Source organism: Hymenobacter latericoloratus (assembly GCF_014199535.1).
GTDB lineage: Bacteria > Bacteroidota > Bacteroidia > Cytophagales > Hymenobacteraceae > Hymenobacter > Hymenobacter latericoloratus.
This window is the reverse complement of sequence record NZ_JACHNV010000001.1, coordinates 524,984-543,997: the sequence shown is the minus strand read 5'-3', so window position 1 is coordinate 543,997 and position 19,014 is coordinate 524,984. Positions and strand designations below refer to the sequence as shown.

Below are 19,014 nucleotides of genomic sequence, written 5' to 3'. Positions count from 1 at the left end.
CTGGAGCTTCGCGCTACTGTTTATTCTTCGCTATAGGCCCAATCTACGCCGGCTTTGGTGTCCTTCACCACAATCCCTTGGTCTTTCAGAGCAGCTCGGATACGGTCAATTTCACCGTAGTGCTTGGTGGCCTCTTCCATGTTGCCTTCTTCGCGGGCCTGGTTGGCGCTTTGCTTGGCAATTTTATAGAAGTCGAGGGTCAGGCCCAGCAGGTCCTCTACATTGGCCCGCGGTTCATCCTGCAGGCCCAGCACGTCTTGCACCAGCGTCCGGAACGTAGTGGTGGCTTCGGTCAGCGCCTCGGTACTAACCTGAGCCAGCGTAGCTAGGTTGGCAGCATAGGCATTGAGCTTGCGCAGCAAATTAAACAGGCTGGCAATGGTGCGGGCCGTGTTCAGGTCGTCGTTAATGCCCGTGTAGCAGTCAGCGGAAAGCTTGCGCAGCTCCGCATCAGCGGCGGCCGTGTCGGCGGTTTGCTCGGTTCCCTGGGGTAGCACCAGCTTATCCAGCAAACGCAGACCGTTCATGAGCTTACGGTAGCCTTTGCGGGCCGCCTGCAAGGCATCATCGGTAATATCGATGGTGCTGCGGTAGTGGGCCTGCAACAGGAAGAAGCGCACCGTCATGGGCGAGTAGGCCTGACTGAGCGTAGTATTGGTACCCTCGAAGAGCTGGCTCATGGTGATGAAGTTGCCCAGCGCCTTGCTCATCTTCTGGCCGTTCACCGTAATCATATTGTTGTGCATCCACACCTGGGCCTCATTGGTGGGATGGTTGCAGGCCTGGCTCTGGGCAATTTCGCACTCGTGGTGCGGGAACATCAAGTCCAGCCCCCCACCGTGAATATCGAACTCCGCGCCGAGGTACTTGCGGCTCATGGCCGAGCACTCCAGGTGCCAGCCCGGGAACCCTTCGCTCCAGGGCGAGGCCCAGCGCATGAGGTGGCGCTCATCGGCCTTTTTCCAGAGAGCAAAGTCCAGGGGACTACGCTTCTCGTCCTGGCCCGCGAGGTTGTCGCGGGAGCCGGCCAGCAACTCTTCCACTACCCGGTTCGAGAGCTTGCCGTAGCCGCGGCCTGCCGCGTTGTACGCCGGCACATCGAAGTACACCGAGCCGTTGGTTTCGTAGCCAAAGCCGTTATTGATGATCTGCTGAATCATCTCAATCTGCTCGATGATGTGGCCACTGGCCCGGGGGGTAATATCGGGGGGTAGGCAGCCCAGCGCCTCCATGTGGTTCTGGTAGAGGTTGGTGTACTGCTCGGCTACCTGCATGGGCTCCAGCTGCTGGGCGCGGGCCCGCTTGCTGATTTTGTCCTCGCCCTCGTCGGCGTCGCCTTCCAGGTGGCCCACATCCGTGATGTTGCGCACATAGCGCACGGTGTAGCCCAGGTGGCGGAGGTAGCGCGTGAGCACATCAAACACCACCGGGCCCCGGGCATTGCCTACGTGGGCCTCGCTGTAAACGGTAGGGCCGCAGAGGTACACGCCCACAAAAGGCGCATTCAGGGGCTGAAATGGGGCTTTGCGGCGGGTAAGCGTGTTGTAGAGCGAGAGGGTAGGCTGCATAGGTGCAAAAGTAACCGCAGATTCTGCAGAGTAAGCGGATTGCACAGATTTTGTAACCTGCGCGCTACCACCCGGCCAGACTGCGGGCAGTACTAACAGAAAACTACTGGAAATGGCTGCACTAAGCCGCTATTTATCGGCAACTAAGTATAAACCTCACCTCAAACGGTACAAAACCAAAGGCTGGTAGTTTATAAAGTTCCGTAGCCAGTTTATAAGATAGAACTGCAAGTATAAAATCACTCAGCTTCCTTGCTCCCACGCAACTGATAGGTAGCCGTGCTAGGAAAATGGTCGGAGTAAGGAATATCGTAGTGCACCTGATAGTCCGCTATCCGCCACTGCGGCCCGGCAAACTGGTTGTCGATGCGGATGAAGGGTAGGCGGCCATTGTAGGTGCTGCCCACGCCGTTGCCCACGGTGGCCCAGGCATTCTGGAAGTGGTCGGCCAGCTGGTCGTAGCTGTAGCTGTAGGGCACGTCGTTGAGGTCGGCGCATAGCAGCAGGGGGTAGGAGCTGCGCTCAAACCGGCGGACCAGGGTATCTACCTGCCAGTGCCGGGCCACGGCCCCGCGCTTAAAGCGGCGCAGCAGTCCCAGCCCTTTCTGCTTGAGGCCGGCCTTGCTGGAATAGCTGTCCACGATGTCTTTCTCCTCCATGCTCATGCTCTGCAAATGGAAGCTGTACACCCGAATGGTATCCTGGGAGGGCAGCCGGATATCGGCCCACATGGCGTGGTTCTGGGTGAGCTTGCCGAAGCTGACGGTGCCCTTCGCCACAATCGGGAACCGGCTGAAAATAGCCATGCCAAACTCGGCGCCGGCGCTGTTGGTCAGCGTCTTCGACAGAAACACTTCCCGGCCGGCCCGCCGCCCAATCTGGTCCACCGTCCGGAACACGTTGCCGTCGCGGGAGCGGGTACCTACGGGCTCGTTGTAGAACTCCTGGAGGCAGAGAATGTCGGCGGGGTTTTCGGCCAGCCAGCGCACCATTTCCCGCGAGGAGGTTAAATCAGCGTCGCGCAGCTGCGGATACACGTTGAAAATGCGCACGTTGGCCGACAGCAGCTTCACCACTGGCCCGCCGGCCTGCTCTTTGGCTGCAGAGGCCAAGCGGAAGGGGTGTACGGCCAGCCCCCGCTGGAAATGCGGCCAGGTAAGCACGGCCAGCCCCAACGGCAGCAGGGCCACCAGCCAGCGCCGCAGCAACCAGTACAGGCCCGCCAGCAGGTTTAGCCCCAGCGCCAGGGGTAGGGTAAGGGCACCAAAAATGGCGGGCCAGAAGGTGTAGGCCGGAATCTGAGCGCAGGCAATAGCTGCCAGCACCCACAGCATCAGCAACACGGTACACTTGAAGGCAAACGAACGACGCACAGGCAACCTTTTTCCAGCAACAGGATCAGGCGCAAAGGTAGCCGTTCCGGGTTAGCAGCCTGCGGTTCTGCCACGGCCCCTGCTGCCTTTGTCGCCTGGTTGTCTTCGGCAGCAACAACAGTCTTGACCAGCTCCGATACCGAGTAGCAGAGCCCACCCCCAACCGGGCTGTTTGTGGCCTCAGGCAAACCTGCTGAGCAGGCTTGTTTTCAGGGCAAAAGTATAGTATATTTGCACCTGAAAACTACAACGCAACGAGAGGGGACGGACAGTCCCCTCTTTGTTTTATCACCCGGTGCCTCGCCTATGAAACTTGACCGTGCCCGCCTCGCGGAGTTGCTGCAGGACAGCCTGCCTACCGACGGCAGCCTGTTCGTAGTGGACCTGACCGTCTCCGACGCCATTCGGCCCAAAGTCACTGTTACCCTCGACGGGGAACAGGGCGTAGGGATTGATGAGTGCGCTCAGATTAGCCGCCGCCTTGCTCGCCGCGTTGATGAGGAGTACGGCGAGGATGCCAGCTATACGCTGGAGGTGACCTCGCCGGGTGCCGATCAGCCTCTGCGCGACCCGCGCCAGTACACGCGCCACGTGGGCCGCAGCCTCAGCCTCAAGCTCACCGATGGGACTGAGAAAACCGGGGCCCTCGAAGCCGTGGAAGCCGAAGGCATTCAGCTGGCGGAGGTTGTGAAAGAGAAAAACAAAAAGAAATCCTTGCCCGCTGCCCTGGTACCGTTCGCCAGCATTCAGGAAGCGAAAGTGATTATTTCCTTTAAGTAGAAGGCTGTCGAACCGGCTTCGGCTGGTATTAGCCACCCGACCAGCCCTTTAACCTGTTTTATTTGCCTGGCTCAAGCGCCTTACCGGCCGCCGGCAGCTAACAGCTAATAGCTCAAACAAAGATGAACAGCAACGTCCTGATTGAATCGTTTGCCGAATTCGCTCGGTCGAAAAACATCGACCGCCCCACGATGATGAGCATCCTGGAGGAAGTGTTCCGCACCATGATTCGCAAGAAGTATGATGACGACTCGAACTTCGACGTCATCCTGAACGTGGACAAAGGTGACCTGGAAATCTATCGGAACCGCGAAATTGTGGACGACAACTCCGAGGATATCTGGGACCTGGACAAGATTCCGCTGGCCGAGGCCCAGAAGATCGAGCCCGACTACGAGGTAGGCGAATCGGTAGCCGAGGAAATTAAGCTGGAAGATTTCGGCCGCCGCGCCGTGCTCATGGCCCGCCAGACGCTGATTCAGCGCGTGAAGGACTTGGAGCGCGACAACCTCTACCAGGCTTATAAAGACCAGGTAGGCGAAATTGTGGTGGGCGAGGTGTACCAGGTGTGGGGCCGCGAAGCTCTCATCCTCGACAAAGACGAAAACGAGCTGGTGCTGCCCAAGGGCGAGCAAATCCCGAAGGACCGCTACCGCAAGGGCGACACCATCCGGGCCGTAGTGCACCGCGTAGATGTGCTGAACGGCACGCCCAAAATTATCCTGTCGCGCGCCGCGCCGGCTTTCCTGGAGCGCCTTATGGAGCAGGAAGTACCCGAAATCTTCGATGGCCTTATCACCATCAAGAATATCGTGCGTGAGCCCGGCGAGCGGGCCAAAGTAGCCGTAGAAAGCTACGATGACCGCATTGACCCCGTAGGGGCCTGCGTGGGTATGAAAGGCTCCCGTATTCACGCCGTGGTGCGCGAGCTGGAAAACGAAAACATCGACATCATCAACTACACCGACAACCTGGAGCTGTACATCGCCCGGGCTTTGTCACCGGCCAAATTGACGTCGATGAAGATCAACGAACAAACTGGGCGGGTTTCGGTGTTCTTGAAGCCTGACCAGGTTTCTTTGGCTATCGGCCGCGGCGGCGCCAACATCAAGCTGGCTTCCCGCCTCGTAGGCATGGAAATCGACGTATTCCGGGATGCCGGCGACTTCGAGGAAGATATTGCCCTGGACGAGTTCCAGGACGAAATCGAAGGCTGGATCTTGGATGAGCTCAAGAAAATCGGCCTCGATACCGGCCGCGCCGTATTGGCGGTCAGCAAGGAAGATATCGTGCGGCGGACGGAGCTGGAAGAGGAAACCGTCGAGGAGCTCTTCCGCGTCATCCGCAACGAGTTCGAGGACAACGAGAGCGACGAGCCGGAAGGCGAGGAAGCACAAAATTCCGGCGCCGCGCAATGAGTGCGCGGCGGCCGGTACGGCAAGGGCGTTAACATCAGGCCGGGTGGCTTGATTTTGACCCCGCCCGGCAAGATTTAATGTAGTACCTTTGCAACCAGATAAGAGTATCGTTCGCGAGCATAGAATGGCGGAAGCAGCAACCAAACGGCTGAATCAGGCAGCCAAAGACCTGAACGTTGGGCTTTCCACGATTGTGGATTTTCTGGCGGGAAAAGGGCACAACATCGAAAACAAGCCGACGACCAAGCTGACGTCGGAGCAGGTATCCCTGCTCGAAAAGGCGTTTGCATCGTCGGCGCAGGACAAGATGGAAGCTGCCAAGCTCAGCCAGGCCAAGCGCCAGAGCGAGCTGGAAGCCTCAGCGGCCCAGGCTGCTCAGGCGCGGGCCGCTGAGGCTGCTGCGCCCAAACCAGCTGCTCCCGCTGCCCCGGCTCCTAAGCCGGCTGCTCCGCAAGCCCCTACCCCGGCTCCGGTCGCCGAAGCCCCTAAACCAGCTCCGGCCGAGGAACCCTCCCGAGTACCGGGTCTGAAGGTTTTGGGCAAGATTGAGCTGGACTCGAAGGGTCGCCCCGTGCCCCCTCGTCCGGTGGCTCCGGCCCAGCCTACCCCTGCTCCGGCAGTTGAAGCTCCCAAGCCGGCGGCCGAGGCTCCTAAGCCTACCCCGGCTCCGGTAGCGGAAGCTCCCAAGCCAGCTCCCGCACCCGAAGCTCCTAAGCCGGCAGCACCTGCGCCGGCTCCTCAGCCCGCTCCGGTAGCAGAAGCCCCCAAGCCAGCCGCGCCTCAGCCTGCGGCTCCGGCTCCCGCACCCGTTGCCGAGGCTCCTAAGCCTGCTCCGGCCGCAGCGCCTGCTGCCCCGACTGCTCCAGTTGCTCCCGAAGCAGCAGCTACGGAGGAAGGAACAATCGTGGCCAAGGCCGATCAGCTGAAAGGCCTGACCGTACTAGGCAAAATTGAACTTCCGCTCGACTCATCGCGGCGGGGTGGCCGCGGGGCTCGTCCGGTGGCTTCCTCGGATGTGCGCAAGAGCGGCATCAGCCCCGACAAGAAGAAGCGCCAGCGCATTCCCATGGGTGGCCCCGGTCAGCCGGGCCAGCAAGGGGGCCAGACCGGTACCGGTCAGCAAGGCGGTGGCAACCGTCCGGGTGGTCCCGGCCAGCAAGGCGGCGGTAATCGTCCGGGCCAGCAAGGCGGTAACCGTCCGGGTGGTCAGCAGGGCGGTAATCGTCCGGGCCAGCAAGGCGGCGGCAACCGTCAGCCGGCTCCGGCTCTCACGCCCGAGCAAAACGACAAGCAGATTCAGGAACAGATCAAGGCTACGCTGGCCAAGCTCAGCGGCGGCCGGGGTGGCCAGCAGCAGAACCGCGCCAAATACCGCCGCGACAAGCGGAACATGGCGGCCGAGGACCGCGAGGCTCTGCGCGCTCAGAATGAGCTTGACGCCAAAACGCTCAAAGTAACCGAGTTTATTTCGGCCAACGACCTCGCGTCGTTCATGGATGTGTCGGTGAACGAAGTTATTAAGGTGTGCCTCAACATGGGCATGTTCGTTTCCATCAACCAGCGCCTCGACGCTGAAGCCATTACCGTTATTGCGGATGAATTTGGCTACGACGTAGAGTTCCTGAGCGCCGAAGAAGAAGAAACGACCGTTGAAATTGAGGACGCCGAAGAGGATCTGCAGCCGCGGGCTCCCATCGTGACCATCATGGGCCACGTTGACCACGGTAAAACCTCGCTGCTGGACTACATCCGCAATGCGAGCGTGGCTAAAGGCGAAGCCGGGGGCATTACGCAGCACATTGGGGCCTACGACGTGATGACCAAGTCGGGCAAGCGCGTTACGTTCCTGGACACGCCGGGTCACGAAGCGTTTACCGCCATGCGTGCCCGGGGTGCCAAGATTACTGACATTGCCATCATTGTGGTAGCTGCCGACGACTCGGTGATGCCCCAAACCAAAGAAGCCATCAACCACGCACAAGCAGCCGGGGTACCGATTGTTATTGCGCTGAACAAGATTGATAAGCCCGGTGCCAACCCCGATAAAGTGCGGGAAGAGCTGTCGGCTATCAATATTCTGGTGGAAGAATGGGGCGGTAAGTACCAGTCCCAGGAAGTATCGGCCAAAACGGGTCTGGGCATCGATGATCTGCTGGAAAAGGTATTGCTGGAAGCCGAGCTGCTCGACTTGAAGGCAAACCCAGACCGCAGCGCGGTAGGTGCCGTTATTGAAGCCTCGCTCGATAAAGGCCGGGGCTACGTGACTACCATTCTGGTGCAGACGGGCACCATGGAGGTTGGCGACATCGTGCTGGCAGGTCCGCACTTTGGCCGCGTAAAGGCCATGACGGACCACCGCGGCAAGAAGATGAAGAAAGCCGGCCCCGCTACCCCCGTGCAGGTGCTGGGCCTAACCGGCGCCCCGCAAGCCGGCGACAAAATCCAGGTGATGGAAACGGAGCGGGAAGCCCGCGAACTGGCCACCCAGCGTCAGCAGCTGGCCCGCGAGCAGAGCCTGCGTACCAAGAAGCACATCACCCTCGACGAGATTGGTCGCCGCTTGGCAATCGGTTCGTTCAAAGAGCTCAACGTTATTGTGAAGGGCGACGTGGACGGTTCGGTAGAAGCACTGGCCGACTCCCTGCTGAAGCTGAGCACGCCGGAAGTGGCCGTGAACATCCTCAACAAAGGGGTAGGCGCCATTTCGGAATCCGACGTACTGCTGGCTTCGGCCTCTGATGCCATCATCATCGGCTTCCAGGTGCGGCCTTCGCAAAGCGCCCGTAAGCTAGCTGAGCAGGAGCAGATTGATATTCGCCTCTACTCTATCATCTACAATGCCATCAACGAGGTGAAGGATGCCATGGAAGGCATGCTGGCCCCGACGGTACAGGAGGTGGTAGTAGCCAACGCCGAGGTTCGCCAGGTGTTTAACATTACCAAGGTGGGTACCATTGCCGGCTGTATGGTAACGGATGGCACGTTCACCCGCAAAACCAAAGTCCGCCTGGTGCGCGACGGTATTGTGGTGTACTCCGGCGAAATTCAGGACCTCAAGCGCTACAAAGACGACGTGTCGGAAGTACGCCAAGGGTACGAATGCGGTATTTCGCTGAAAGGCTTCAACGACTTGCGCGAAGGCGACAACATTGAAGGCTTCGAAGAGAAAGAAGTAAAGCGGACGCTGTAATTCGTTGTCCGATTACGCAAAAGCCCCGGCTGCTACAGCCGGGGCTTTTTGTTTGCAGGACATGCCGTCTGCACGCTCCCCGGCGAAGCCCCCGGCTGCTTACTACAACCCGCAAACGGTCCAGCGAAAAGGCCGCAGGTGTTGCCCGGGCCGAACTTTGTCGTCCTTCAACCTGATTTCTGCAGGAAAGTCCTGAATAATATCTACTTTAGAACTGGAGCATTCATTACAGTCCGACGGAATGTGCAAGAATGATGTAGTGACAGTGCTTCGAAAACCCTGACGGCTTTGTGTGATGGAGAGATTAAACCGGGCTTGCTGGCCCTTGAGTTATCATGATGCGGTACAATCAGCAGCGCAGGCTGATTTACTGACTTGCCTTTGTTACGGCCACGGGCTAGGACACTACCTAATGCAGTCTGTATGAAGAAGACATTACTCTTTTCTACCCTGCTTGCTGGCTTAGTCTTATCGTCGTGTGCACTGCTGCCCGAAACCGGCCGGCGAATTCAACATGCTTCGGGGGTTACCACAAGCCTCTCCCAGCCCGCCGCGCCGCGCCCGAAAGCGGCTGACGACTCCCCAAACCCTGGCACTTTGCTGCCGCCAAACGACGAGGTAGCCCTGGTGAGGCCGGCCCCTACGCCGGTAGTATTGTACTGGCCTTCCTTTATCCGTTCGCGGCATTAGCACCCGTAGCACAACAAAACGCCGCGGTGCAGGGCACCGCGGCGTTTTGTTGTGCTCGGTCAGGAGCGGGCTCTAAAAAAACAAAAAGCCTTTTTTCTTTTTGTGAGACAGGGGTTTGCCTTTGGGGTCAACGAAGCCGGCGGCCCGGGTCTGACCGCGCTTCTGACGAGCCGTACCAATGCGGCTGTCCTTGAATTTGCGCACCGTAAAGCCTCCCGAGCCTTTCTCAAACTGCCGGGACGGGCCCGCTGAGCGGCCGAAGCTGGTATTGGCCGTGCTCATACCCGAACGAGCCTCCAGAATTTCCATTTGCTGGTCGCGCTTGGCTTCATCGGGGTTCATACTCATGCGCTGCTGCATGCGGGCAATATCGGTAGCCGAGGCTTTCCGTTTCTTCCGCTGTCCTTGCCCATTGTCGCGCTGCGTTTGCCCCGAGTAGGACGCGCTGGCCGTGGTTTGCGCCTGGGCAGCGGGAGCCGCCAGCCAGCCGGCAACGGCAATGCACACGAGGGAAAACAGCTTCTTCATAGCAGAAAAATAACAGAGAAAACCAGTCGGTGGTACGCTTACGCTTAAATAAAAGGAGGGGTCAGCTTTGCGCCCAACGGGTGCCCGCCAAAGTTAGTTCATCTGGGGCTCAAACTTGTATTTCAGCGCAATAGTCCGCCAAAATCCATGGGACGAGTTGCCACGCAGTTCGTCCCGCGGATTGGCCTCCTGGTTGATTGTCCCGGTCAAGGAGGTGCGGCATCCACTCCGCGGCCGGGAACAGTTCATGCTGACCGAGGCAGGTACTCATTTTACACGGGCGGCTACCCTAAAGTCCGGCGCGGAAGCCCGAACTGTTTCGGTCCGCTTTCAGGTACGGGAACGCAGCGCATCCCGGATTTCAGTGAGCAGCAATTGGTCGCGCGTGGGAGCAGGGTCGGTTACCACTACCTCCTGGGGCTTCTTGAAACGGTTGGCCAGCTTTACAATCCAGAAAATGGCGAAAGCCATCAGCAGGAAGTTGATGACAGCATTCAGGAACAGGCCGTAGTTGAGGGTGGCCGCGCTGGCGGCTTTGGCCGCCGCCAAATCATTGTAGCTGTTACCGTCCAGGGCAATAAACCAGTCCTTGAAATCCATGCCGCCCGTAAGCTTGCTCAGCACGGGCATCAGCACATCGTCGGTCAATGACTTAACGATGTTGTTGAAGGCCCCCCCAATAATTACCCCGACCGCCAGGTCAAGAACATTGCCCTTGGAAATGAACTCTTTGAACTCAGATACAAAGCTCATAGTCAGAAAGTAGTTGAGAGTGGAAGTAGAAACGCAGCCGGATAAATATATGCGTTTAATTATATAAAGCGGCTATCGTACCCGGACTATAAAAGTAGGGCGCCCACGCTGCGGCTGGCACCACATTTCGGTTAAGCCGGCCGCCTACCCGTTCAATGCGTTGCGGGCTCGGTGAGCAAAGGCGTTACCTGCAGGCGGAGCAATTCGTCCTATCTTTGCCCTGTTTCCTGGCCCTTGCTCTTTCTACCATGACCTTTACCAACCTGCTTTACCAGTTGGAAGCCGAAACCGGCATTCTGACCATTACCATCAACCGCCCCGACAAGCTAAATGCCCTGAACGCGGCCACGATTGAGGAAATCCGGGCGGCGGCTCAGCAGGCCCTCGACGATCCGGCCGTGCGCGGTATTATTCTGACGGGTAGCGGGGAGAAATCGTTTGTAGCGGGGGCCGACATTGCGGAGCTTACCCAGCTGGATGAAATTTCGGCGCGCCGGGCGGCCGAGCGTGGCCAGGAGGCTTTTTGCCTGCTGGAGGAAAGCTCCAAACCCGTTATTGCCGCCGTGAATGGTTTTGCCTTGGGTGGGGGCTGCGAGCTGGCTATGGCCTGCCACATGCGCGTGGCGGCCGAAAACGCCCGTTTCGGGCAGCCGGAAGTAAACCTGGGGCTTATTCCGGGCTACGGAGGCACCCAGCGCCTCACCCAGCTCATTGGCAAAGGCAAGGCCATTGAACTGCTGCTGACGGCTGATATGGTAAAGGCCGACGAGGCCCTGCGCCTGGGTCTGGTAAACCACGTAGTGCCCCAAGCGGAGCTGCTCAGCTTCACGAAGCAGCTCCTGATCCGCATCCTGACCAAGGCTCCCCTGGCCCTGGGTTTGTGCCTGGATTGCGTGAATGCGTATTATGATAAGGACCGCCACGGCTATCAGGCCGAGGCCAATGCTTTTGCCCGCTGCTTTACCTCGGAGGATTTCCGCGAGGGTACCTCCGCTTTCCTGGAAAAGCGCCCGGCCGTGTTTTCGGGCAAGTAACCCCGGGCACCAGAGGCTGAAACGTCATGCTGCGCGGCTGCTGCGGCATGACGTTCTGCTGTTCACTCCGGGGGTTCCTTCTGTCATTCCTGATAACTATTCTTCATGAGTATAGCCAAGCGTCTGGCTTCGCAAACGGCCATTTATGGCGTAAGCAGCATTGTAGGGCGGGTACTGAATACGCTACTGGTACCGGTGTACACAGCGCGGTTTGCGGCGGCCGAGTACGGCATCGTGACCGGACTGTACGCCTACGTGGCATTTCTGAACGTGGTGTTTACCTACGGCATGGAAACCACCTACTTCCGCTTTGCCAACCGCCCCGACACTGACCGCCGGGAGCTATACAGCCGGGTGATGACGCTGCTGCTGCTTTCCAGCGCCCTGCTTACCACCGTACTGGCCCTGCTGGCCCGCCCCCTGATGAGCCTGCTGAGCCTGCCGCCCGGCCACGAGCGGTATGCCCTCTGGATTGCCCTGATTCTGGGCCTCGACGCGGTGGCGGCTATTCCGTTTGCGCGGCTGCGGCTGGAAAACAAGGCCCGCAAGTTCGCGGCAATCCGGTTGGCCAACATCCTGCTCAACGTCGGGCTCAACCTATTTTTCATTGTGTTCTGCCCCGATGTGCTGGCGGGCAAGTACTTGGCCGGGCTGCGGCCCTTGGTTGAGGGCCTGTATGACCCCACCATTGGGGTAGGCTACGTATTTATTTCCAACTTGGCGGCCAGTGCGTTTACCCTGCTGCTGCTGGGCCGCGAGTTGCTGGATTTTCGCCCGCAATTAACTCTGGCGCCCCTGCGGCCCCTGCTCCAGTACGCCTACCCTATCATGCTGATGGGACTGGCCGGCATGGTTAACGAAACGCTGGACCGGATTCTGCTACCCCGCTGGCTGCCGGAAGGCTTCTACCCCGGCAAAAGCAACCTGGCGGCCGTGGGCATTTACGGGGCCTGCTATAAAATCAGCATCCTGATGAGCCTGGTCATTCAGGCTTTCAAATACGCCGCCGAGCCGTTCTTTTTCGGCCAAAGCAACGATAAGAACTCGCCCCGCACCTTTGCCCTGGTGCTGAAGTGGTTTACGCTCTGCTGCGCCATGCTGTTTGTGGGCGTGAGCGTGAACGTGGAGCTGGTAGCCCGCGTGTTTCTGCAGCGGCCTGAGTACCTGGAAGGGCTGGCCGTAGTGCCGGTACTGCTGCTGGCCAACCTGTTTTTGGGCGTGTACTGGAACCTCTCGGTGTGGTTTAAGCTCACCGATAAAACCTACTACGGCACCTACATCGGGTTTGCCGGGGCGGTGCTGACGGTGGCCCTCAACTTCCTGCTGATTCCGCTGCTGGGGTACATGGGCTCGGCTTTGGCTACGCTGGCCTGCTACTTCCTGATGGCGGCTCTATGCTGGTGGCTGGGCGAGCGGCACTTCCCGGTGCCCTACCCCGTAGCCCGACTGCTAGCCTGGCTGGCGCTGGCCGTAGGGGTAGTAGCCCTGAGCTGGTGGCTGCCGGTAGCGGAAGGCTGGCCGCGCTACGGCCTGCAGGCGCTGCTCACGCTGGGCTTTGTGGGCTTGGTAGGGGTAGTAGAAGGCCGTCGTCTGCGGACAATTTGATTCCGGCGCACTCGTGGGGAACGGTGAAATACCCTTAGCTTCGGCCATTGGTCTGAAAATTTTTGCATCGGAATCATCCAGTTATTCCTCGTAATCTGCCAAATTACCCACGGCCGGCATTTTTCTCTTTTCACCTTTACTGCGGGCAACTGCCTGTAGTCCTTTTCTTCATGCTGATTTCCGTTATCAACACATCCAGCCACCCGCTGCCGGAATACCAAACTGCTCACGCGGCCGGGATGGATGTGCGCGCCAACCTCCCCGAGCCGGTTACGTTGAAGCCCCTGCAACGCGCCCTGATTCCAACTGGCCTGTTTCTCGAAATTCCGGTGGGTTACGAAATGCAGGTGCGCCCCCGCAGCGGGCTGGCTTACAAGCACGGCATTGGCCTGGTAAACAGCCCGGGCACCATCGACGCTGACTACCGCGGCGAGCTGAAAGTTCTGCTCGTGAATCTGTCGGACCAGGAGTTTGTGGTGCAGGATGGGGAGCGTATCGCGCAGCTGGTGGTAGCCCGCCACGAAACGGTGGAGTGGCAGCCCGTGGCGGTGCTGAGCGAAACTTCCCGCGGCACCGGCGGCTACGGCAGTACGGGCGTACGGTAGCCCCCGGCCAGCCGGCCTCTTTTGATATCTTTTACTTCTCTCAAGCTGACCCTGCGTCACCTGTACTCTCTCTTACTTCAACATCTACCTTTCACTCGTTCTTTTGTATGAAAATCATCGTCCCGATGGCTGGCATGGGCAAGCGCATGCGCCCTCACACGCTTACCGTTCCCAAGCCCCTGATTCCGATTGCCGGCAAGCCCATTGTACAGCGCTTGGTGGAAGACATTGCCCAGGTGTGCGGCGAGCAGGTAGAGGAGGTAGCGTTTATTATCGGGCGCTTCGGGGCGGAAGTAGAAAAGAGCCTGGTGAAGATTGCCGAATCGGTGGGTGCCAAGGGTACCATTCACTACCAGGACGAGCCGCTGGGTACGGCCCACGCCATTCTGTGCGCCCAGTCGGCCCTCGATGGGCCGGTGGTGGTAGCCTTTGCTGATACCCTGTTCAAAGCGGATTTCATTCTGGACTCTTCCGCCGAAGGCACCATCTGGGTGCAGCGCGTGGACGACCCCAAGCCGTTTGGCGTAGTAAAGCTTAACGAGGCCGGCCAGATTACCGACTTCGTGGAGAAGCCCGAAACCTTTGTTTCGGACCTGGCCATCATCGGCATCTACTACTTCAAGGATGGCGAGTACCTGCGCAGCGAGCTGCAGTACCTGCTCGATAACGACATCAAGGACAAAGGCGAGTACCAGCTCACCAACGCCTTGGAGAATATGAAAAACAAAGGCACCAAGTTCGTGCCCGGCCGCGTAACCGAATGGCTCGACTGCGGCAACAAGGACGCTACTGTTTACACCAACCAGCGCTACCTGGAGTACCTGCAGGAGCGGGGCGAAAACCTGGTAGCGGAATCGGCTAAAGTGACGAACTCGGTCCTGATTCCGCCGGTGTATATTGGCGAAGGCGTTATCATTACCGATTCGGTGGTAGGTCCCCACGTATCGGTAGGCAACCATACCAACGTGCGCGCGTCCATCGTTTCAAACTCCATTGTGCAGCAGTCGGCCACGGTGTTGCATGCCAACCTGACCAACTCCATGGTCGGCAGCCACGCCACCGTAGCCAGCACGCCCAATGACCTGAGTTTGGGTGACTACAACACGCTGCGCGTGTGATATTTTTGCGTCTTCTGACGTTTCAGTAGTTGGTCGAAGGTAGCTGGTGGTGGGATGCTCTCCCGCGGACCACTACCAGCTACCCCGTACTTACTACCCTCCTATGAGTCGATTTGGCATTGTTTCCGTGCTTCTGCTGGGCCTGCTGGTGGCCGGGCCTACCTATGCCCAACAGGCAAAGCCGGCCGCGGCCACCTCGGCCCCGGAAAAAAAGCCCCGCAAGCTCACGCGCAAAGAGCGCAAAGAGCTGGCCCGGCGGGCTGCCCTGGATGCGGCTGCCCAGCAAAAGCGCACACTCTCGGAGAAGGACCGCGAAATAAGCGAGGCTTATTTCGTGGATGGGGTGCGGTTTGTGCTGCTCGAAGACTACAACAAGGCCCTGGAGCGGCTGCTGAAAGCTTATGCTCTGAACCCGACCAACGCGGCCGTCAACTACAAGATTGCCGAAACCAACCTGCTGAGCGGTAACCTGCAGGATGCTACCAACTTCGCGCAGGCGGCCGTAAAGCTCGATCCTCAGAACGCCTATTATTACCTGCTGCTGGCTCAGGTTCATACCTCGCAAAAGCAGTACGACCAGGCCGCCCAGGTGTACACGACCCTGATTAAGCAGGTGCCCAACTCGGGGTACTACCTCTTTAATCTGGCCGACCTGTACATGGCCCAGGGCAAGCTGAACGAGGCCCTGGCCACCTTCAACCAGGCCGAGAAAGAGTTTGGGCCCCTGGACGAGGTTTCCTTTAAGAAGCAGCAGATCTACCTGAAGCAGAACAACCTGGACAAGGCTCTGCAGGAAGGCGAAGCCCTGATTGCCAGCAACCCCGACCAGGTGCGCTACGTGCTGGCCCAGGCCCAGATGTACGCGGCCAACAACCGCTTCCCCGATGCCATTCGGGTAGCCCAGCAGGCCCTGAAGCAGGACCCCGACAACCCCCGGGCCCGTATGATTCTGGCCGACGTGTACCGGCAGCAGAACAATCAGCCCGAATCGGAAAAACAGATCAAGCTGGCTTTCGAAAGCCCGGCCCTCGACATTGACGATAAGGTCCGCATCCTGATTGACTACATCAAGCAGCTGCCCAACCCGGCCCTGAACCAAACGGCCCAGGACCTGGCCGCCATTACTACCCGGGTGCACCCGCGCGAGGCCAAGGCCTTTTCCATTGCCGGCGACATCCAGACCGTAACCGGCAACCGGGCGGCGGCGCGGGCCAACTACCAGAAAGCCATCCGCCTCGACAACTCCCGCTACCAGATCTGGCAGCAGGTAGTGCTGATTGATGCCGAGCTGAATCAGGTGGACTCACTGCTGACCCACACGGAGCAGGCCCTGGAGCTGTTCCCGAATCAGGCCCCGCTATGGTTTTACAATGGGGTAGGCCATCAGCTGAAAAAGCAGCCGGCCAGAGCCATCAAATCACTGGAGTACGGGCGCAAGCTGGCCACCGATAACCCGGAGCTGCTGGCCCAGTTCGATACCCAACTCGGCGACTCTTACCACGAGCTGAAAGACTACGCCAAGTCGGATGCGGCCTACGAGGCCGCGCTGACCTTTGATGCCAACAACGCCCAGGCCCTGAACAACTACAGCTACTACCTCTCCCTGCGCGGCGAGAAGCTGGACAAGGCCAAGGAAATGGCGGGCAAGCTGGTCAAGCAGTTTCCCGACAATGACACGTACCTGGACACGTACGGCTGGGTGCTCTACCGCCTGAAGGATTACACCGGGGCCCGCCAGCAGCTGGAGAAAGCCCTGAAAACCTCCGCTGATGGTACCGTGATAGAACACTACGGCGACGTACTTTTCCAGCTGGGCGAAACCGACAAGGCCCTGGCCCAGTGGCAAAGGGCGCAGAAAACAGGCGGTGCTTCCCCGCTCATCGACCGGAAGATCAAAGACAAGAAACTATATGAGTAACCGCCTTCTGCTGGTGCTGCTGAGCGCCACCCTGATGCTGGGCAGCTGCAGCCGCAATTTGCTTTCCTCGGGCTCTAAAACCCCTAAGCCCACGGCGGCCATACCAGAATCAGTGAAGGCGGCCAATGTTGACTTCCGCTTTCTGGCGGCCAAGGGTAAGGCCCAGTTTGATCAGCAGAGCGGTAACATCAACGTGCGCATCCGCAAGGACAGCGTTATCTGGATTTCGGCCTCGCTGATTGGGGTAGAAGGCGGCCGCATTTACATCACCCGCGACTCGGTGCAGGTGCTCGACAAGCTGCACCGCGAGTACTACGCCGGCGACTTTGCCTACCTGAGCCAGCGCCTGAACGTGCCCGTTACCTTTGATATGGTGCAGGCCCTGCTGCTGGGCAATTACCTCGCGCCCCTGAACGCCTCCACCCAGCCGACTGTGGTAACGGAGGGGCCCATGCAGCGCGTAAACTTCGAAGAAGCCGGCCTGCTGGTGCAGCAGCTCATCAACCTGGAGCGCGGCCGGATTCAGCAGTTGCAGGTGCAGGCCCCGGCCAGCCAGAACAAGCTGACGGTTGACTACGCCGATTTCCGGGCGCTGGAGCGCACGCCCCAGCCGTTTGCCTACAGCAGCCTCGTGCAGATCCAGCAGGGCCAGACGCCCCCTACCACCCTCACCATTACCTACCGCTCCGTGGACATCGACAAGGAGCGGCTGCAGTTTCCGTTCTCAGTACCCAAGGGCTATGCGCGGAAAAAGTAAGGCCTGGCGGCTGCTCCTGGTAGGCGGGCTGCTGGTACTGAGCTTCTCCCCGGATGCGGCCTGGGCCCAGCGCACCAACTCCTCGGGCGGCCGCAAAACCAAGGCCCAATTGGAGCGCGAGCGGCGCCTGACCCTGAGCCGCATCAAGGAAACCAGCCGCATTCTGGAGCAGACCCAGCAGCAAAAGCAGGCCTCGGTGGGCCAGCTCAACGCCCTGAAGGAAAAGCTGACGGTGCAGCAGGGCATCATCAAGAACATCAGCAGCGAGCTGCGCTACCTTGAAACCGATGTGCGCCAGACTGAAACCCAGGTGCAGCAGACCCGCCAGAGCCTGGAGCAGCTGAAGGCCGAGTACGCCCGCCTGATTTACACGGGCTCGAAAACGGCTAATGGCTACAATCGGGTCATGTTTCTGTTTGCCGCGGAGTCGTTCAACCAGTTTATGCTGCGCTTGCGCTACATCCGGCAGTACACCGAAGTGCGCAAGGCCCAAGCCGCCCAGATCAGCAATACCCAGCAGCGGCTTAACAGCCAGCTCAACGGCCTGAGGGAAAAGCAGGAAGAGAAAGGCACCCTGCTCAGCAGCCAGCTTTCCGAAAAGAAAAACCTGCTGACCCTGAAAACCCAGCAGGACCAGGTAGTCACCAAGCTGACGCAGCAGGAGCAAACGCTGCGGCAGGAGCTGGCCGCCCGGCAGCAGGCCGTAAGCCGCCTCGACAACCTGATTGCCCAGCGCGTGCGCGAGGAAATTGCCCGCGCGGCCCGGCTGGCCGCCCGCCGCGCGGCCGCTAAGGCCGCTGCGGCCCGTACCAGCACGGCAGCAACTGCGCCTTCCCGCAGCCCCGGCGCTACCTCCCGTACCAACAGCACTGCCGCCGCGGAGGCAGCGGCCGAAGCGGAGGCCGAGCGTGTGGACCGCGTGACGCTAACACCGGAAAGCGCGGAACTGGCCTCCTCTTTCCGCGACAACCGGGGGCGCCTGCCCTGGCCCGTGGGCCGAGGGTTTATTAGCCAGCACTTCGGGCGGCACAACCACCCGGTACTGAAGAACGTGGTGGTAGAAAATCGGGGGGTTGATATTCAAACCAACGCCGGGGAACCCGTGCGCGCGGTTTTTGGGGGTAAGGTGCTGACCGTTGCCAGCGTGCCGGGCATGAACACCATTGTGATGGTGCAGCACGGCGACTATTTCACGGTGTATGCCAAGCTGCGAAGCGTGAGCGTGAGCGAAGGCCAGACCATAACGGCCCGCCAGACTATTGGCACCGTGTCCACTGATGCGGAAGGCACTTCCGAAGTGCAGTTTCAGGTCTGGCACAACAGCTCCAATCTCAACCCCGAAAACTGGTTGGGCCGCAAGTAGAATCCGGCCTCAGCCTACTCTCTATTCCTACCCCCTGCCGGGCCGCCAAACCCTTTCCAGGCGTGGCAGGGGGTAGCAAAATCAGGCAACAAAAAAAACACCGCACAGGATGCGGTGTCTTTCTGAGCTATGAAAACAAACTTAGCTATCAGAATCCCTCCCCCTGCCAGCGCGCAGCGGTAAAACTGCCGCGGGCCGGGGTCATTCCCGATAACATGCTGTAAGATACATGGAGGAGCAAACCCGGTGCCGGCAAATTCGCTGAATCTGTTTATTCCCTCGGTGAACTGTAGCAATCCGAACCGCGCGGCTAC

At 59.4% G+C, this 19,014-nt stretch carries 14 protein-coding genes; 10 read left to right on the top strand and 4 right to left on the bottom strand.

What is annotated here, in order from left to right:
* Positions 1 to 20 precede the first annotated feature (20 nt).
* Together cysS and GGU46_RS02390 are read right to left on the bottom strand one after the other, a co-directional pair.
* Positions 21 to 1,568: a cysteine--tRNA ligase gene (gene cysS / locus GGU46_RS02395; RefSeq protein ID WP_183401979.1), complete on the bottom strand. Its 1,548-nt coding sequence runs from the start codon at positions 1,566 to 1,568 to the stop codon at positions 21 to 23.
* Positions 1,569 to 1,807: 239 nt separating this feature from the next.
* Positions 1,808 to 2,941 (bottom strand): endonuclease/exonuclease/phosphatase family protein, encoded by a 1,134-nt coding sequence (locus GGU46_RS02390; RefSeq protein WP_183401978.1) that lies wholly within the window; start codon positions 2,939 to 2,941, stop codon positions 1,808 to 1,810.
* A gap of 306 nt (positions 2,942 to 3,247) precedes the next feature.
* On the opposite strand from GGU46_RS02390, the gene GGU46_RS02385 reads away from it, so the two are divergent.
* The 3 genes from GGU46_RS02385 to infB all read left to right on the top strand — a co-directional run bounded on the left by GGU46_RS02385 (position 3,248) and on the right by infB (position 8,329).
* Positions 3,248 to 3,721, top strand: coding sequence for a ribosome maturation factor RimP (locus GGU46_RS02385; RefSeq protein ID WP_183401977.1), 474 nt, complete (start codon positions 3,248 to 3,250; stop codon positions 3,719 to 3,721).
* Between the two features lie 122 nt (positions 3,722 to 3,843).
* Positions 3,844 to 5,139, top strand: coding sequence for a transcription termination factor NusA (nusA, locus tag GGU46_RS02380; protein ID WP_139925550.1), 1,296 nt, complete (start codon positions 3,844 to 3,846; stop codon positions 5,137 to 5,139).
* A 124-nt stretch (positions 5,140 to 5,263) separates the two neighbouring features.
* On the top strand, positions 5,264 to 8,329 hold the full coding sequence (gene infB, locus GGU46_RS02375) for a translation initiation factor IF-2 (protein WP_183401976.1): 3,066 nt from the start codon (positions 5,264 to 5,266) through the stop codon (positions 8,327 to 8,329).
* A 762-nt stretch (positions 8,330 to 9,091) separates the two neighbouring features.
* Here infB and GGU46_RS02370 read toward each other — a convergent pair.
* Positions 9,092 to 9,547 (bottom strand): hypothetical protein, encoded by a 456-nt coding sequence (locus tag GGU46_RS02370; protein ID WP_183401975.1) that lies wholly within the window; start codon positions 9,545 to 9,547, stop codon positions 9,092 to 9,094.
* Positions 9,548 to 9,877: 330 nt separating this feature from the next.
* Positions 9,878 to 10,300 carry a large conductance mechanosensitive channel protein MscL gene (gene mscL, locus GGU46_RS02365; protein WP_183401974.1) on the bottom strand — a complete coding sequence of 141 codons (423 nt, stop codon included), beginning with the start codon at positions 10,298 to 10,300 and terminating at the stop codon, positions 9,878 to 9,880.
* A 248-nt stretch (positions 10,301 to 10,548) separates the two neighbouring features.
* Here mscL and GGU46_RS02360 point away from each other — a divergent pair, with 248 nt between their 5' ends.
* From GGU46_RS02360 to GGU46_RS02330, 7 genes are all read left to right on the top strand, one after another.
* Entirely contained in the window at positions 10,549 to 11,334 is a 786-nt protein-coding gene (locus GGU46_RS02360; protein WP_183401973.1) for an enoyl-CoA hydratase/isomerase family protein, read from the top strand.
* A gap of 105 nt (positions 11,335 to 11,439) precedes the next feature.
* A complete protein-coding gene (locus tag GGU46_RS02355; RefSeq protein WP_183401972.1) occupies positions 11,440 to 12,939 on the top strand; it encodes an oligosaccharide flippase family protein in 1,500 nt (499 codons plus the stop codon).
* A gap of 170 nt (positions 12,940 to 13,109) precedes the next feature.
* Positions 13,110 to 13,544 carry a dUTP diphosphatase gene (gene dut, locus GGU46_RS02350; protein WP_183401971.1) on the top strand — a complete coding sequence of 145 codons (435 nt, stop codon included), beginning with the start codon at positions 13,110 to 13,112 and terminating at the stop codon, positions 13,542 to 13,544.
* 107 nt (positions 13,545 to 13,651) lie between these two features.
* Positions 13,652 to 14,662, top strand: a complete 1,011-nt coding sequence (locus GGU46_RS02345; RefSeq protein ID WP_183401970.1) for a sugar phosphate nucleotidyltransferase — start codon at positions 13,652 to 13,654, stop codon at positions 14,660 to 14,662.
* A gap of 103 nt (positions 14,663 to 14,765) precedes the next feature.
* The gene (locus GGU46_RS02340; protein ID WP_183401969.1) at positions 14,766 to 16,580 is read left to right on the top strand and encodes a tetratricopeptide repeat protein; all 1,815 of its coding nucleotides are present in this window, start codon (positions 14,766 to 14,768) and stop codon (positions 16,578 to 16,580) included.
* Positions 16,573 to 17,337 carry a DUF4292 domain-containing protein gene (locus GGU46_RS02335; protein WP_183401968.1) on the top strand — a complete coding sequence of 255 codons (765 nt, stop codon included), beginning with the start codon at positions 16,573 to 16,575 and terminating at the stop codon, positions 17,335 to 17,337. The genes GGU46_RS02340 and GGU46_RS02335 overlap by 8 nt, the downstream gene beginning before the upstream one ends.
* Positions 17,321 to 18,700: a murein hydrolase activator EnvC family protein gene (locus tag GGU46_RS02330; RefSeq protein WP_183401967.1), complete on the top strand. Its 1,380-nt coding sequence runs from the start codon at positions 17,321 to 17,323 to the stop codon at positions 18,698 to 18,700. Before GGU46_RS02335 ends, GGU46_RS02330 begins: the two co-directional genes overlap by 17 nt.
* The last annotated feature ends 314 nt before the right edge of the window (positions 18,701 to 19,014 follow it).

Coding starts and splice junctions, on each gene's coding strand:
- cysS (WP_183401979.1), bottom strand. CDS start 1,568: ATGCAGCCTACCCTCTCGCTCTACAACACGCTTACCCGCCGCAAAGCC.
- GGU46_RS02385 (WP_183401977.1), top strand. CDS start 3,248: ATGAAACTTGACCGTGCCCGCCTCGCGGAGTTGCTGCAGGACAGCCTG.
- nusA (WP_139925550.1), top strand. CDS start 3,844: ATGAACAGCAACGTCCTGATTGAATCGTTTGCCGAATTCGCTCGGTCG.
- infB (WP_183401976.1), top strand. CDS start 5,264: ATGGCGGAAGCAGCAACCAAACGGCTGAATCAGGCAGCCAAAGACCTG.
- GGU46_RS02370 (WP_183401975.1), bottom strand. CDS start 9,547: ATGAAGAAGCTGTTTTCCCTCGTGTGCATTGCCGTTGCCGGCTGGCTG.
- mscL (WP_183401974.1), bottom strand. CDS start 10,300: ATGAGCTTTGTATCTGAGTTCAAAGAGTTCATTTCCAAGGGCAATGTT.
- GGU46_RS02360 (WP_183401973.1), top strand. CDS start 10,549: ATGACCTTTACCAACCTGCTTTACCAGTTGGAAGCCGAAACCGGCATT.
- GGU46_RS02355 (WP_183401972.1), top strand. CDS start 11,440: ATGAGTATAGCCAAGCGTCTGGCTTCGCAAACGGCCATTTATGGCGTA.
- dut (WP_183401971.1), top strand. CDS start 13,110: ATGCTGATTTCCGTTATCAACACATCCAGCCACCCGCTGCCGGAATAC.
- GGU46_RS02345 (WP_183401970.1), top strand. CDS start 13,652: ATGAAAATCATCGTCCCGATGGCTGGCATGGGCAAGCGCATGCGCCCT.
- GGU46_RS02340 (WP_183401969.1), top strand. CDS start 14,766: ATGAGTCGATTTGGCATTGTTTCCGTGCTTCTGCTGGGCCTGCTGGTG.
- GGU46_RS02335 (WP_183401968.1), top strand. CDS start 16,573: ATGAGTAACCGCCTTCTGCTGGTGCTGCTGAGCGCCACCCTGATGCTG.
- GGU46_RS02330 (WP_183401967.1), top strand. CDS start 17,321: ATGCGCGGAAAAAGTAAGGCCTGGCGGCTGCTCCTGGTAGGCGGGCTG.